The following is a 12,292-nucleotide window of genomic DNA, read 5'->3' as shown; positions in this document are numbered from 1 at the left end:
CAGACTCCGCATCAGCGCAACCGCCGCACCCGTTCCGCCGGGCTGATGACGTCGGTCAGGCGGATACCGAACTTGTCGTTGACCACCACCACCTCACCGTGGGCGATCAAAGTGCCGTTGACCAGCACATCCATCGGCTCCCCTGCCAGGCGGTCCAGTTCCACCACCGACCCCTGGTTGAGCTGGAGCAGGTTGCGGATGCTCAGACGGGTGCGGCCGATTTCCATGGAAATGGTTACCGGAATGTCCAGGATCACGTCGAGATTGACGTTGTCGTCGCTCCCTTCCTGAGCCTGGAGCGCCTGCCCTCCCTCCTGCTCCAGGGTTTCATAGTCGGCGCGGGTGACATCCGGCGCGTCTTCCGCCTGGCTGGATCCAGCCTGTTCCGCCAACGCCTCGCCCCAGACGTCCTCCAGCGCTTCCCCGCCGTCCTGGTTTTCCGGATTCTGCGCTTCCTCCGGTGGATTTTCCTGGGACTCGAATTCTTCCTCACTCATCGGTTTCTTCCTCTATCTCGCTGTGATCGATAATCTGCGTCGTGGGGGTGGTATCGGGGCCACGGTCCACCTTTTCCTGGATCTTGACCGCATAATTGCCGTTGGACACCCCGACCCGGCCACGGAACAGCGGGACGTCCTCCGAAAACAGGGTCACCTGCTCGGGAATCTCCACCGGAATCACGTCCCCCGGTTCGAAATTGAGCACTTCCTCCAGCGTCAGCCGTTTTTCCAGCAGAATGCCGTAGACTTCCACCCGGGTTTCCATGACCTCGTAATGCATGGCCCGTTGCCAACGGTCGTCGACGTCGCCGCGGTCGCTCTGGATGGAATCGAGCAGCTCACGGATCGGCTCGATCATCGAATACGGCAGACAGATATGGAAATCCCCGCCCCCGCCTTCCAATTCGATGTGAATGGTCGAGGTGACGACGATCTCCGAGGGGCTGACGATGTTGGCGAACTGGGGATTGACCTCGGAATTGAGATACTCGAACTGTACGTCCATGACCGGTCGCCAGGCTTCCTTGAGATCCTTGAAGGCCATTTCCAGCAGGATCTGGATGATCCGCATCTCCGTAGGGGTGAACTCGCGCCCTTCGATCTTGTTGTAGAACTGGCCGCTGCCGCCGAAATAGTTGTCCACCGCAGTGAACACCAGCGTCGGTTCCATGACGATCAGGGCCCGGCCCCGCAACGGCTTGAAGCGGATGAGGTTGAGATTGGTGGGGACGAACAGGCTGTTGACGAACTCGGAGAATTTCGACACCTGGATGCCGGTGAAGGCCACTTCCGCAGTACGCCGCAACAGGTTGAAAAGGCTGATGCGGAAATAGCGGGCGAAGCGTTCGTTGACCATCTCCAGGGTCGGCATCCGCCCGCGGACGATACGGTCCTGACTGGTGAAGTCGTAAGGGCGGGCGCCTTCACCGGTGAAATTGCCTTCCTCGTCCTCGGTCTTGACCTCGCCTTCGTCGACGCCGTGAAGCAGGGCGTCGATTTCGTCCTGGGAAAGCAGATCGTCAAGCGACATGGTCCTTACTGCATCATGAACTGGGTGAAGAAGACGCCTTCGACCTTAGCGCCGTCGCTCTGCAGATCGAGCACCTTCTGGATTTCCTGGGTGATCGCCTGGCGCAGCGCCTCCTTGCCCTGGGCGCTGCTGAGATCCTCGGGCTTGTAACGCCCCAGCAACAGCAGCAGATTGTTGCGAATCATCGGGGCGTGCTTTTGGATCGCCTCGATGGAATCCCCGTCGAAGGCCAGCGCGCTGAAACCGACTTGCAGATAGCGGGCCCCGCCCCCCGGCGGAAAATTGACGATGAACGGTTTGAATTCGTAGAAATGCGCCTCTTTAGGACCCTTGCTTGGCTCTTCCGCCGCTTCCTCAGCGGCGGCTTCCTCGTCCGCCGCCTCGTCGCTCTCGTCCGAGCCCCCGAAAGGCGGCAGCCCGAGAAAGAACAGGGCCGCCCCACCGCCGCCCAGTAGCAGTATCAGCACTGCGGCGATGATGAGCCACTTTTTGGAGGATTTCTTTTCCTCCCCCAGATCCAGATCGTCGTTTTCTGCCATCGTCATGACCTCCTCGGAAAGTTTATTAGCAAATTACGGGCCAACTTGACAGAAACCCCTTCGCGTGCAGGCGATGGACGTCAAGCTCTCTACGAGCATAGCCGAATCTGGGCGCTTACCGGTCCTCACCTGAGCAACCCCACCGTCATACCCTTGTTGGCGGCAGGAGAAAATGACAAAATCCCGTCGTCCGTTTCCCGGTTGCATACCGCCGTTCGTGTCCAAAAATTGACGACCATGCCTGCATCCGTACTCGTCGTCGAAGACGATGAAATCACCTGCCTGATTCTGACGACCCAGCTGCAACAATGGGGCCTGGAAGTCCAGGCGGCGACCACCGCCGAGACAGCCTGGAGCCGGCTGCAGACACAGGCGTTCACGCTGGCGTTGGTCGATCTGCAGCTGTCGGGACAACGGGGGGAAACGGTGGTGGAACGGCTGCGCAGGACCCAGGGGCCCAATCAAACGATTCCGGTGATCGCCATCTCCGGCAACCTGGACCCGGACACCGAAGAACACCTGAAAGCAACGGGATTCGACGGCTGGTTGCTCAAGCCCGTCACCCCGGAACGGCTGCGAAAAACAGTGACGGCTTTTCTGCCGCTGCTACAGGCAGACAGCCCTCACCACTTCCGCCCCCGCGCGCCGCAACGGAAATTCCTCACCGAACTGCCCGCATTCCTGAACCAGATCGAAGATTTTCTGCGCCGTCAGCGATGGGACGAAGCCCTCCCCCGGGTTCACAAACTACGGGGCGGTGCCGGCTTTTGTGGTTTCACCACGTTCTACCAGCTCGCCGGAGAACTGGAAGCCGCACTGGCGCAAGCGGATCCTTCACGCGTCGAACGCATCTGGAACGAGCTCAAGAAAACGGCCCGCCATCTCGACGATGGCGGGCCGGCCGCATCCCGAAAAGATTGAAACGCGCGGGCACTCAGGAAGAAACCATACCGACACGCTCCAACAATTCCTTGGCCTCCTGCCGCTGTTTTTCACTCCCATGGCTGAGCACTTCCTCCAGAATGGCCCGGGCCGATTCCACATCGTCCATATCGACATAAGCCCGGGCCAAATCCAGCTTGGTGTCCAGCTCGTCCATGTCGGTGAGATCGAAGTGTTCCTCGTCCTCCTGGGCGGCTTCCTCTGCTTCCGCCGGTGTTTGCGGATTTTCCGAGCTGGCTTCGTCGGAAACGGAAAACGCCAGCACATTGTCGTCTTCTTCGGCGGCCTGCTCCGGCTTGCGAGCTGTGTCGTCCCGGTCTTGGTTCTGCAACGCTTCCAGATCGAAATCCCCCAGGTCGAAATCCAGCCCCTGGAGCAGTTCTTCATCCTCATCGGCCGCTGTTGTCGCTTCGGTCGCAGCCACTGTTTCCCCGATACCGGAAGGCTCCGCTTCCCCTTCCGAGGAAAGCGGCGTGTCCTCGGCCGCTGAGGGGAATTCTTCGCCGCTGTCGGCCAGATCGAAAGTCGCGACAGCCGGTTCCGGATCGGCCTCGTCCTTATCGACCTTGGCGTCGGCCACCGCAGCCGGGGCCGCACCACCCCCGCTGAACGATTTGTTCCCGATTTCCAGTTCGCGGGCCATTTCCTCGACCTTGCTCCAGAATTCGGGATCCTGCGGAGCGCCGGCCTGCTGCAGTTCGCGGGCGTACTTTTCGAAGGCTGCGGCATCTTCGTTGGCGTAGTAGATTTCCAGCAGTTTCAACTGCAGCGCACGATTGGCCGAATCCTCCGCCAGGGCCTGCTTGATCAATTCCTCCGCCTGCTGATAACGCCCGTAAGCCAGATAGACGTCGGCTTCGGCGATGGGATCGACAGCCTCGTCGTCCGCCTCAAGGATATCGAAATCGCTCGGCGTGAATTCACTGAGGAAGGAACTTTCCGCCACTTCGACACCGCCTGCGGGTGTGACGGTCGCCGCTTCCGGCGCGGTGTCCGCGGCGGCCTCAGCCGGCTTCTCCTCGCCGTGGATCACGGCAGGCGCCGGCGCCATGTCCATATCCACCAGCAGACTGTCCGCCTGGGCGTCCGCCAGGGTACGGCGACGCCAGATCAACCAGCCAGCCGCTCCCAATAGCAGCAGGCTGCCGCCACCCAGAGACAGGTAGAGCGGATCGCCCCAGCCGGATTCTTCGGCATGGGCGGTCGAAACCTGCCGCGATTTGGTTTCAGGGCGCGGTTCGGTTCGGGGTTTTGGTTTCGGCGGTTGCGCAGCCGGTTCCGGCTTGGCTGCGGCTTTCTTCACCGCAGCGGAGGGTTCAGGCGCCACCGGTTTCTCCGCCTCGGCCGCCGCAGGCTCCGGGGTCACCACTTCCGCCGGATGGGAAGGCGCCGGCTGCGTCTGTCCGGCAGCGGCGACGCCGGCCAGGGCGGCGTTCTTCATCTCCAGCAGCGCATTGAGGCGCGTCTCCAGGGCGTCGAGACGAGCTTTCAAAGCTTCGTTTTCGGCCTTCAGCGCCGCCAGTTCTTCCGTTATAGCCGGATCGGCGCCCGGTTCCGGGCCTTCCACCACCGGGATGTCGACCCCTTCGGCCTTGGTGGACTCGGTTTCCTTCGGCGCTTCCAGCTTCAGCTGGGGCTGCTTGACATCTGCTGTCGCTTCCTTCCGGGGCTCGGGTTCCGGTGCGCGCCGGGCGAGCCAGCTTTGATAGTGGCGTTGAAACGCCCGGCGCGCCTCCCGGGGGGAGGCAGACAGGATTTCCTCGCGCTCCGGCACCTTCAAAGTCACACCGGCCTTGAGCTCGTTGACGTTGTCGTGCTCGAACGCCTGCGGGTTCTTGCGGTACAACGCCATGACCATCTGCTCGGTGGTGATTGCGGCGTCCGGCTTGAGTTTCTCGGCGATCTGCCACAGAGATTCGTTGCGCCGCACCGGACCGTAGGCCACCGCCTGCCCCTGACTCAGAGCCGTGTTCACCGTAGCGCTGGAACGGCTGCGCTGGATCGGGGCCGGGGTGACCCCGGGTGGGGTCTGGGGCACTTTGACCACATCGTCATAGGTGAGCGGCGGGTCCAGCAACACGGTGAACTCCCGCAGCATCTTCCCCTGAGGCCATTCGACCTGAACGAGGAAATCGAGAAACGGCTCCCGGATGGCGTCGGTGGAAGTGACCTGGACGACCAGGCTGCCGTCGGGCTTGCGCAGCGGTTTGGAGAAACGCAACCGGGTAAGATAGTAAGGTCGGGATAGTCCCGCCTTCGCGAAGGCCTGGGGCGACGCCAGATGCACCTGAATCTGGGCGGGATCCTCGCCCGGCGCGGCCAGAATCGGAATTTCCGCCAGCAACTTTTGATTCAGAGCGGAGTGGAGCTTGATTTCCCCCACGCCCAGTGCATTCACGCCGGCCGGCGTGAGAACGCCCATCACCGCCAGGGTCTTCGCGAAGTCACGCACGTCAATCTCCTATCCGAGCAGTTCTTACCTTTAAGGTAAGAATAGCTCAAATATGGCGTTTGACCAGCAACTCCGCGATTTGAACACTGTTAAGCGCCGCACCCTTTCGGACATTGTCCGCCACCACCCACAGATTCAACCCACGGGGGTGGGAGATGTCCTCGCGGATACGTCCGACATACACCGGATCGCGGCCGGCGGCCTCGGTCACCGCGGTGGGATAACCACCCGGTTCGCGCTTGTCGAGCACCTCCACCCCGGGGGCCTTCTCCAACAACCGGCGGGCCTCGTCGGCACTGATCTTCTCCCGCGTCTCGATATGGACCGCCTCACTGTGACCGTAGAACACCGGCACCCGCACTGCGGTGGGATTCACCTGGATGGATTCGTCCCCCATGATCTTGCGGGTCTCCCACACCATCTTCATCTCTTCCTTGGTGTAGCCGTTGTCGAGGAAGACATCGATGTGGGGCAGACAGTTGAAGGCGATCTGCTTCGGATACACCTTGGGTTCGATGGGCTTGCCGTTGAGCAGATAGGCGGTCTGCATCGCCAGTTCCTCGATGGCCTCCTTGCCGGAACCGGACACCGCCTGATAGGTGGCGACGTTGATGCGCTCGATGCCGACAGCGTCGTAGATGGGTTTCAGGGCCACCACCATCTGGATGGTGGAGCAGTTGGGGTTGGCGATGATACCTCGGTTCTTGTATAAGGCGATGTCGTCGGGATTGACCTCCGGCACCACCAGCGGGATGTCGTCGTCGTAGCGAAACTGGGAAGTGTTGTCGATCACCACGCAGCCGGCGGCGGCGGCGATGGGGGCGTACTGGGCCGAAATCGAGGACCCGGCGGAAAACAGGCCGATTCGGGCCTTGTTGAAGTCGAACTTGGCCAGATCCTGAACCACCAGGGTGCGGTCCTTGAAGCGGATCTTCTCCCCCTCGGAGCGGGCGCTGGCCAGGGCGTAGACCTCGCCGACGGGGAAATCCCGCTCGGCCAGGATCTCCAGCATCGCCTCGCCGACGGCGCCGGTGGCGCCGACCACGGCGACGTCGTAGGTTTTGTCATTCATACCGACCTCCTAAGCCTGGGCCCGCAACGCCGCCACCACCGCATCGCCCATCTCTGCGGTGGACACCTTGCGGGTCCCTTCCGACCAGATGTCGGCGGTGCGCACGCCGCTGTCGAGGGCCGCTTCCACCGCCTTGTCGATGCGGGCGGCGATGTCTTCGTCGCTGAAGGTGTAACGGAACAGCATCCCCAGCGACAGGATGGTCGCCAGGGGATTGGCGACGCCTTTGCCTGCGATGTCCGGGGCGCTGCCGTGGATCGGCTCGTACATGCCCTTGCCCTTCTCGTCCAGGGAAGCCGAGGGCAGCATGCCGATGGAGCCGGTGAGCATGGCGGCACAGTCGGAAAGGATGTCGCCGAACATGTTGGTGGTCACCATGACGTCGAACTGCTTCGGTGCCCGCACCAGCTGCATGGCGGCGTTGTCCACGTACATGTGGCTCAGTTCCACCGCCGGGTAGTCCCTGCCCACCTCGGTGACCACCTCGCGCCACAGCTCGGTGCATTCGAGGACGTTGGCCTTGTCCACCGAACACAGGCGCTTGCCGCGCTTCATGGCGGTGTCGAAGGCCACCTGGGCGATGCGGCGGATCTCCGACTCGCTGTAGATCAGGGTGTTGATGCCGACCCGCTCACCGTCGTCCAGGGTCCGCACCCCGCGTGGCTTGCCGAAGTAGATGCCGCCGGTCAGTTCGCGGACGATGAGGATGTCGAGGCCGGAAACCACCTCCGGCTTGAGGGTGGAGGCGTCGGCCAGCTGGGGATAGAGCACCGCGGGGCGCAGGTTGGCGAACAGGCCCAGCTCCGAGCGCAGCCCCAGCAGGGCCCGCTCCGGGCGCACCGAATAGTCCAGCGGCTCCCAACGCGGTCCCCCGACCGCCCCCAGCAGCACCGCGTCGGCGGCCTTGGCCAGTTCCAGGGTTTCGGGGGGCAAGGGGGTACCGGTGGCGTCGTAGGCGGCCCCGCCCACCAGGGCTTCTTCGGTTTCCACCGCGACGCCGAATTCCTGACGCAGGCAGTCGAGCACTTTCAGGGCTTCGCGGACAATCTCCGGGCCGATGCCATCACCGGGCAACACTGCGATTTTCTTGCTCATGTTCTCTTTTTTACTTCAGGGTTGAATGGGAGCGAACAGCCACGGCGCCTCTTCGCGGCGCCGGTTCTCGTAGGCGCGGATGTCCTCAGCGAAGGCCAAGGTCAGGGCGATGTCGTCCAGACCCTTGAGGAGGCGCTCCTTGCGCGAGGGATCGATGTCGAAGCCAATCACGGTGCCGTCGGGCTTGGTGATGGTCTGGGTTTCCAGCACCACTTCCAACTCGTAGCCGGGCCCCACTTCGCGAAACAACTGATCCACCGTCTCGGCGTCGAGGACGATGGGCAGGATGCCGTTCTTGAAGCAGTTGTTGTAGAAGATGTCGGCGAAGCTGGGGGCGATGATGACGCGGATGCCGTAATCGGCCAGGGCCCAGGGGGCATGCTCGCGCGAGGAGCCGCAGCCGAAGTTCTCCCGGGTCAGGAGGATCTGGCCGTGGGCGTATTCCGGCTTGTTGAGGACGAAGTCGGGATTTTTGGGCCGGTTGCTGCAGTCCATGTCCGGCTCGCCCCGGTCCAAATAGCGCCACTCGTCGAACAGGAACGGCCCGAACCCGGTACGGCGGATGGATTTCAAAAACTGCTTGGGGATGATGGCGTCGGTGTCCACGTTGGCGCGGTCCAGCGGGATCACCTGGGATTTGACTCGATCGAATGCTAGCATCAGAACTTCCTCACGTCGACGAAATGACCGGCGATCGCGGCCGCGGCCGCCATGGCCGGACTCACCAGATGGGTGCGGCCGCCGTAGCCCTGGCGCCCTTCGAAGTTGCGGTTGGAGGTGGAGGCGCAGCGCTCCCCGGGCTCCAGGCGGTCGGCGTTCATGGCCAGGCACATGGAACAACCCGGATCGCGCCACTCGAAACCGGCTTCCCGGAAGACTTTGTCCAGCCCCTCGGCTTCGGCCTGTTCCTTCACCAACCCGGAACCGGGCACCACTAACGCCAGTTTGATGCTGTCGGCCACCTTGCGGCCCTTGATGACCGCCGCCGCCGCTCGCAGGTCTTCGATGCGCGAGTTGGTGCAGGAGCCGATGAAGACCTTGTCCAGCGGAATGGCCTCGATCGGGGTGTTGGGTGCCAGGCCCATGTATTCCAGGGCCCGTTCCATGCCCTTGCGCTTGGTGGGATCCGTTTCCCGAGCCGGATCGGGCACCCGGCCGCTGACCGGCACCACCATTTCCGGCGACGTGCCCCAGGTCACCTGGGGTTCGATGGCGTCGGCATCCAGCTCCACCACCTTGTCGAACTGGGCGTCGGGATCGCTGTGAAGGTCCTGCCAGGCGCTGACGGCCCGGTCCCACAGTTCCCCTTTGGGGGCCAGGGGGCGGCCTTCCAGGTATTCGATGGTGGCGTCGTCCACGGCGATCAGCCCGGCGCGGGCACCGGCCTCGATGGCCATGTTGCACACCGTCATGCGCCCTTCCACCGACAGGGCCTCGATGGCCTCGCCGGCGAATTCGATGGTGTAACCGGTGCCGCCGGCGGTGCCGATCTCGCCGATGATGGCCAGGACGATGTCCTTGGCCGTCACCCCCGGTCCCACGTGGCCGTTGACCTTGACGAGCATGTTCTTGGCCTTCTTCATCCACAGGGTCTGGGTGGCGAGCACGTGCTCCACCTCCGAGGTGCCGATGCCGAAGGCCAGCGCCCCCAGGGCGCCGTGGGTGGAGGTGTGGGAGTCGCCGCACACCAGGGTGATACCGGGCAGGGTGAAACCCTCCTCCGGCCCCACCACGTGGACGATGCCCTGGCGGTGGTCGCTCATGGAGAACACCGGAATGCCGAATTCGCGGCAGTTCTTTTCCAGGGTTTCCACCTGCAGGCGGGAAACCGGATCTGCGATACCCCGGTCGCGGTCCTTGGTGGGCACGTTGTGGTCGGCCACCGCCAGATTGGCATCGGGACGCCAGGGTTTGCGCCCGGCCAGGCGCAGTCCCTCGAAGGCTTGGGGCGAGGTGACCTCGTGGATCAGCTGGCGGTCGATGTAAAGCAGGGAGCTGCCGTCCTCCTCGGTGCGGATGACATGGGCGTCCCAGATCTTGTCGTATAAGGTTTTTGCCATATTCTCGTCTTGCGGTCAGGTTATTGTCGGTTCGACCGACGGGGAAAATCGAAGTTGCTCAGATCGGACAAAGCCCGAGCATCCCGCCTTCCTCCTCAGGGACGCTGTGAATCCATCCCTGGACGCTCGAAACCCGGCCATCCAGGCCGGGTACGCCCTTCGGAGGAAAGCGGGATACCCGTACCCTCATTTATGCCTGCTCCAGAATCTGGAAGATCCGGTCACGGATCTCCTCCACCGTACCGATACCCGGCACAGTGGCGAACTTCACCTTGCCCTCGGCGGAGCGCTGTCGGTAGAAATCCACCAGCGGTGCGGTCTGCCGGTGGTAGACCTCCAGACGCTTGCGCACGGTTTCTTCCTTGTCGTCGTCGCGCTGGATCAGCGGCTCACCGGTGACATCGTCCTTGCAGTCTTCCTTGGGAGGATTGTAGAGCAGATGATAGACCCTTCCCGAAGCCGGATGCACCCGGCGCCCGCTCAAACGTTTGACGATCTCCTCGTCGGGCACGTCGATCTCGATGACCCAGTCGAGCTGCACCTCCATTTTCTCCAGCCCCTCCGCCTGGGCGATGGTACGGGGAAAACCGTCGAGCAGGAAGCCGTTGGCACAATCGGGCTGGGAGATGCGTGCTGCGATCAGTTTCAGGATGATGTCGTCGGGCACCAGCTCGCCGGCGTCCATGATCGCCTTGGCCTTCCTGCCCAGTTCGGTGCCCTCGCGCACCGCGGCGCGCAACATGTCGCCGGTGGAAATCTGCGGGATACCGTAACGTTCACAGATGAATTGCGCCTGGGTTCCCTTGCCGGAACCGGGGGCGCCCAAAAGCATGATTTTCATGATGCCTCACTCCTGATGGTAGTGTCCGGAGACTCGTCTTCCGGGACGCTGTAAACACATCCCTGTACGCTCGAAACCCGGCCATCCAGGCCGGGTACGCCCTACAGACGAGCCTCCGGACACTGCTGATTCAACCGATGTTCTCAAACTCATGGCGCGATCACCTCGATTCCTCCCAGATACGGCCTGAGCACCTCCGGCACCCGGATGCTGCCATCGGCCTGCTGGTAGTTCTCCATCACCGCGATCAGGGTCCGACCCACCGCCAGCCCCGAGCCGTTGAGGGTGTGCACCAGCTCCGGTTTGCCGGTTTCCGGATTGCGCCAGCGCGCCTTCATGCGCCGGGCCTGGAAATCACGAAAATTGCTGCAGGAGGAAATCTCCCGGTAGGTGTTCTGCCCCGGCAGCCACACTTCCAGATCGTAGGTTTTGGCGGCGGAAAAGCCGGTATCGCCGGCGCACAGGATCACCTTGCGGTAGGGCAGCCCCAGCCGTTGCAGCACCGCCTCCGCATGGCCGGTCAGTGCCTCGTGGGCCCGGGAGGATTCGGCCGGGGGCACGATCTGGACCAGCTCCACCTTCTCGAACTGGTGCTGACGGATCATGCCGCGCACGTCCTTGCCGTAAGCGCCGGCCTCGGCCCGGAAGCAGGGGGTATGGGCCACCAGCCTCAGGGGCAATTGGTCGGCCACCAGGATCTCGTCCCGGGCCAGGTTGGTGACCGGCACCTCGGCGGTCGGGATCAGATACCAGGGTGGATCGCGGTCGATACGGAACAGGTCCTCTTCGAACTTGGGCAGCTGCCCGGTGCCGACGAGGGACTGGGTGTTGACCAGATAGGGAACGTAGACCTCGCTGTAACCATGCTCGCGGGTGTGAAGATCGAGCATGAACTGGATCAGGGCCCGGTGAAGGCGCACCAGCGGCTCGCGGATCACCACGAAGCGGGCGCCGGTGATCTTGGCCGCGGCGTCGAAATCCAGTCCCAGCCCGGCCCCCAGATCGACGTGATCCCGGGGCTCGAAGTCGAAGACCGGCGGCTCGCCCCAGCGGGCCACCTCGACGTTGTCGTCCTCGCTCTTGCCGTCGGGGACGTCGTCGTCGAGCAGATTGGGCAGGCTGAGCAGGAAGGTCTGGAGCTGTTCCTGCACGCGATTCAGCTCCTGCTGGCAGGCTTTCAGTTCCTCTCCCAGACGGGCCACCTCGGCCTTGAGCGGTTCGATGTCCTCGCCGCGGGCCTTGGCCTGACCGATGGTCTTGGAGCGGGTGTTGCGTTCGTTCTGCAGCTTTTGGGTGCGAACCTGCAACGCCTTGCGCCTTTCCTCGAGGGTTAGATAGGCGTCCTTGTCGAGCACGAAGCCGCGCCGCGCCAGCCGGCGCGCCACTTCGTCCAACGATTGACGGAGCAGATGGGGATCCAGCATCGCTTATTCCTTCGTCCTGCCTTGAGCCGCGGCGTTGACCCGCTCGCGCAGATCCTTGCCGGGTTTGAAATGCGGCACGTGTTTGGCCGGCAGCGGCACCGGCTCGCCGGTGCGGGGATTGCGCCCCATCCGCGGCGGCCGGTAACGCAGCGAAAAGCTGCCGAAGCCGCGGATCTCGATCCGCTGGCCCGAGGCCAGGGCGTCGGTCATATAGTCGATGATGTGCTTGACCGCCAGTTCCACGTCCTTGACGTTGAGTTCGATGCCCTTTTCCTTGGCCAGGCGCTCGACCAGATTCTCGATCAGTTCGGATTTGTTCACGATTGCCGCCCCACAA

The 12,292-nt window shown here is 63.1% G+C and carries 12 protein-coding genes; 1 reads left to right on the top strand and 11 read right to left on the bottom strand.

Annotated elements, in window-relative coordinates:
- Positions 1-11: 11 nt before the first annotated feature.
- The 3 genes from fliN to MIN45_RS08200 all read right to left on the bottom strand — a co-directional run bounded on the left by fliN (position 12) and on the right by MIN45_RS08200 (position 2,075).
- Entirely contained in the window at positions 12-323 is a 312-nt protein-coding gene (gene fliN, locus MIN45_RS12445) for a flagellar motor switch protein FliN (RefSeq protein ID WP_422732689.1), read from the bottom strand.
- A 166-nt stretch (positions 324-489) separates the two neighbouring features.
- Entirely contained in the window at positions 490-1,530 is a 1,041-nt protein-coding gene (fliM, locus tag MIN45_RS08205) for a flagellar motor switch protein FliM (protein ID WP_286291491.1), read from the bottom strand.
- Positions 1,531-1,535: 5 nt separating this feature from the next.
- Complete coding sequence (locus MIN45_RS08200) at positions 1,536-2,075, bottom strand: flagellar basal body-associated FliL family protein (RefSeq protein ID WP_286291490.1); 540 nt, start codon at positions 2,073-2,075, stop codon at positions 1,536-1,538.
- Between the two features lie 39 nt (positions 2,076-2,114).
- Here MIN45_RS08200 and MIN45_RS08195 point away from each other — a divergent pair, with 39 nt between their 5' ends.
- Positions 2,115-2,990 (top strand): Hpt domain-containing response regulator, encoded by an 876-nt coding sequence (locus MIN45_RS08195; protein WP_286291488.1) that lies wholly within the window; start codon positions 2,115-2,117, stop codon positions 2,988-2,990.
- Between the two features lie 13 nt (positions 2,991-3,003).
- Here MIN45_RS08195 and MIN45_RS08190 read toward each other — a convergent pair whose 3' ends face one another.
- The 8 genes from MIN45_RS08190 to MIN45_RS08155 form a co-directional block, all read right to left on the bottom strand.
- Entirely contained in the window at positions 3,004-5,463 is a 2,460-nt protein-coding gene (locus MIN45_RS08190; RefSeq protein WP_286291487.1) for a motility hub landmark protein FimV, read from the bottom strand.
- Between the two features lie 46 nt (positions 5,464-5,509).
- Positions 5,510-6,535, bottom strand: a complete 1,026-nt coding sequence (locus MIN45_RS08185; RefSeq protein WP_286291486.1) for an aspartate-semialdehyde dehydrogenase — start codon at positions 6,533-6,535, stop codon at positions 5,510-5,512.
- Positions 6,536-6,544: 9 nt separating this feature from the next.
- Complete coding sequence (leuB, locus tag MIN45_RS08180) at positions 6,545-7,630, bottom strand: 3-isopropylmalate dehydrogenase (protein WP_286291485.1); 1,086 nt, start codon at positions 7,628-7,630, stop codon at positions 6,545-6,547.
- A 15-nt stretch (positions 7,631-7,645) separates the two neighbouring features.
- Positions 7,646-8,290 carry a 3-isopropylmalate dehydratase small subunit gene (gene leuD / locus MIN45_RS08175; protein ID WP_286291484.1) on the bottom strand — a complete coding sequence of 215 codons (645 nt, stop codon included), beginning with the start codon at positions 8,288-8,290 and terminating at the stop codon, positions 7,646-7,648.
- Positions 8,290-9,690, bottom strand: a complete 1,401-nt coding sequence (leuC, locus tag MIN45_RS08170; RefSeq protein WP_286291483.1) for a 3-isopropylmalate dehydratase large subunit — start codon at positions 9,688-9,690, stop codon at positions 8,290-8,292. The genes leuD and leuC overlap by 1 nt, the downstream gene beginning before the upstream one ends.
- Positions 9,691-9,880: 190 nt before the next feature.
- Positions 9,881-10,531, bottom strand: coding sequence for an adenylate kinase (adk, locus tag MIN45_RS08165; RefSeq protein ID WP_286291482.1), 651 nt, complete (start codon positions 10,529-10,531; stop codon positions 9,881-9,883).
- Between the two features lie 149 nt (positions 10,532-10,680).
- Positions 10,681-11,955 carry a serine--tRNA ligase gene (serS, locus tag MIN45_RS08160; RefSeq protein WP_286291481.1) on the bottom strand — a complete coding sequence of 425 codons (1,275 nt, stop codon included), beginning with the start codon at positions 11,953-11,955 and terminating at the stop codon, positions 10,681-10,683.
- Between the two features lie 3 nt (positions 11,956-11,958).
- Complete coding sequence (locus MIN45_RS08155; RefSeq protein WP_337250342.1) at positions 11,959-12,276, bottom strand: integration host factor subunit beta; 318 nt, start codon at positions 12,274-12,276, stop codon at positions 11,959-11,961.
- Positions 12,277-12,292 lie beyond the last annotated feature (16 nt).

The sequence above is a fragment of the Methylomarinovum tepidoasis genome (assembly GCF_030294985.1).
GTDB lineage: Bacteria > Pseudomonadota > Gammaproteobacteria > Methylococcales > Methylothermaceae > Methylohalobius > Methylohalobius tepidoasis.
Note: the sequence above shows the minus strand (reverse complement) of the source record. Positions and strands in the feature narration are given on the sequence as shown.

Excerpts from the sequence above, each read along its gene's own strand:
- fliM (WP_286291491.1), bottom strand. The coding sequence starts at position 1,530 with ATGTCGCTTGACGATCTGCTTTCCCAGGACGAAATCGACGCCCTGCTT.
- MIN45_RS08200 (WP_286291490.1), bottom strand. The coding sequence starts at position 2,075 with ATGACGATGGCAGAAAACGACGATCTGGATCTGGGGGAGGAAAAGAAA.
- MIN45_RS08185 (WP_286291486.1), bottom strand. The coding sequence starts at position 6,535 with ATGAATGACAAAACCTACGACGTCGCCGTGGTCGGCGCCACCGGCGCC.
- leuB (WP_286291485.1), bottom strand. The coding sequence starts at position 7,630 with ATGAGCAAGAAAATCGCAGTGTTGCCCGGTGATGGCATCGGCCCGGAG.
- leuD (WP_286291484.1), bottom strand. The coding sequence starts at position 8,290 with ATGCTAGCATTCGATCGAGTCAAATCCCAGGTGATCCCGCTGGACCGC.
- leuC (WP_286291483.1), bottom strand. The coding sequence starts at position 9,690 with ATGGCAAAAACCTTATACGACAAGATCTGGGACGCCCATGTCATCCGC.
- adk (WP_286291482.1), bottom strand. The coding sequence starts at position 10,531 with ATGAAAATCATGCTTTTGGGCGCCCCCGGTTCCGGCAAGGGAACCCAG.
- serS (WP_286291481.1), bottom strand. The coding sequence starts at position 11,955 with ATGCTGGATCCCCATCTGCTCCGTCAATCGTTGGACGAAGTGGCGCGC.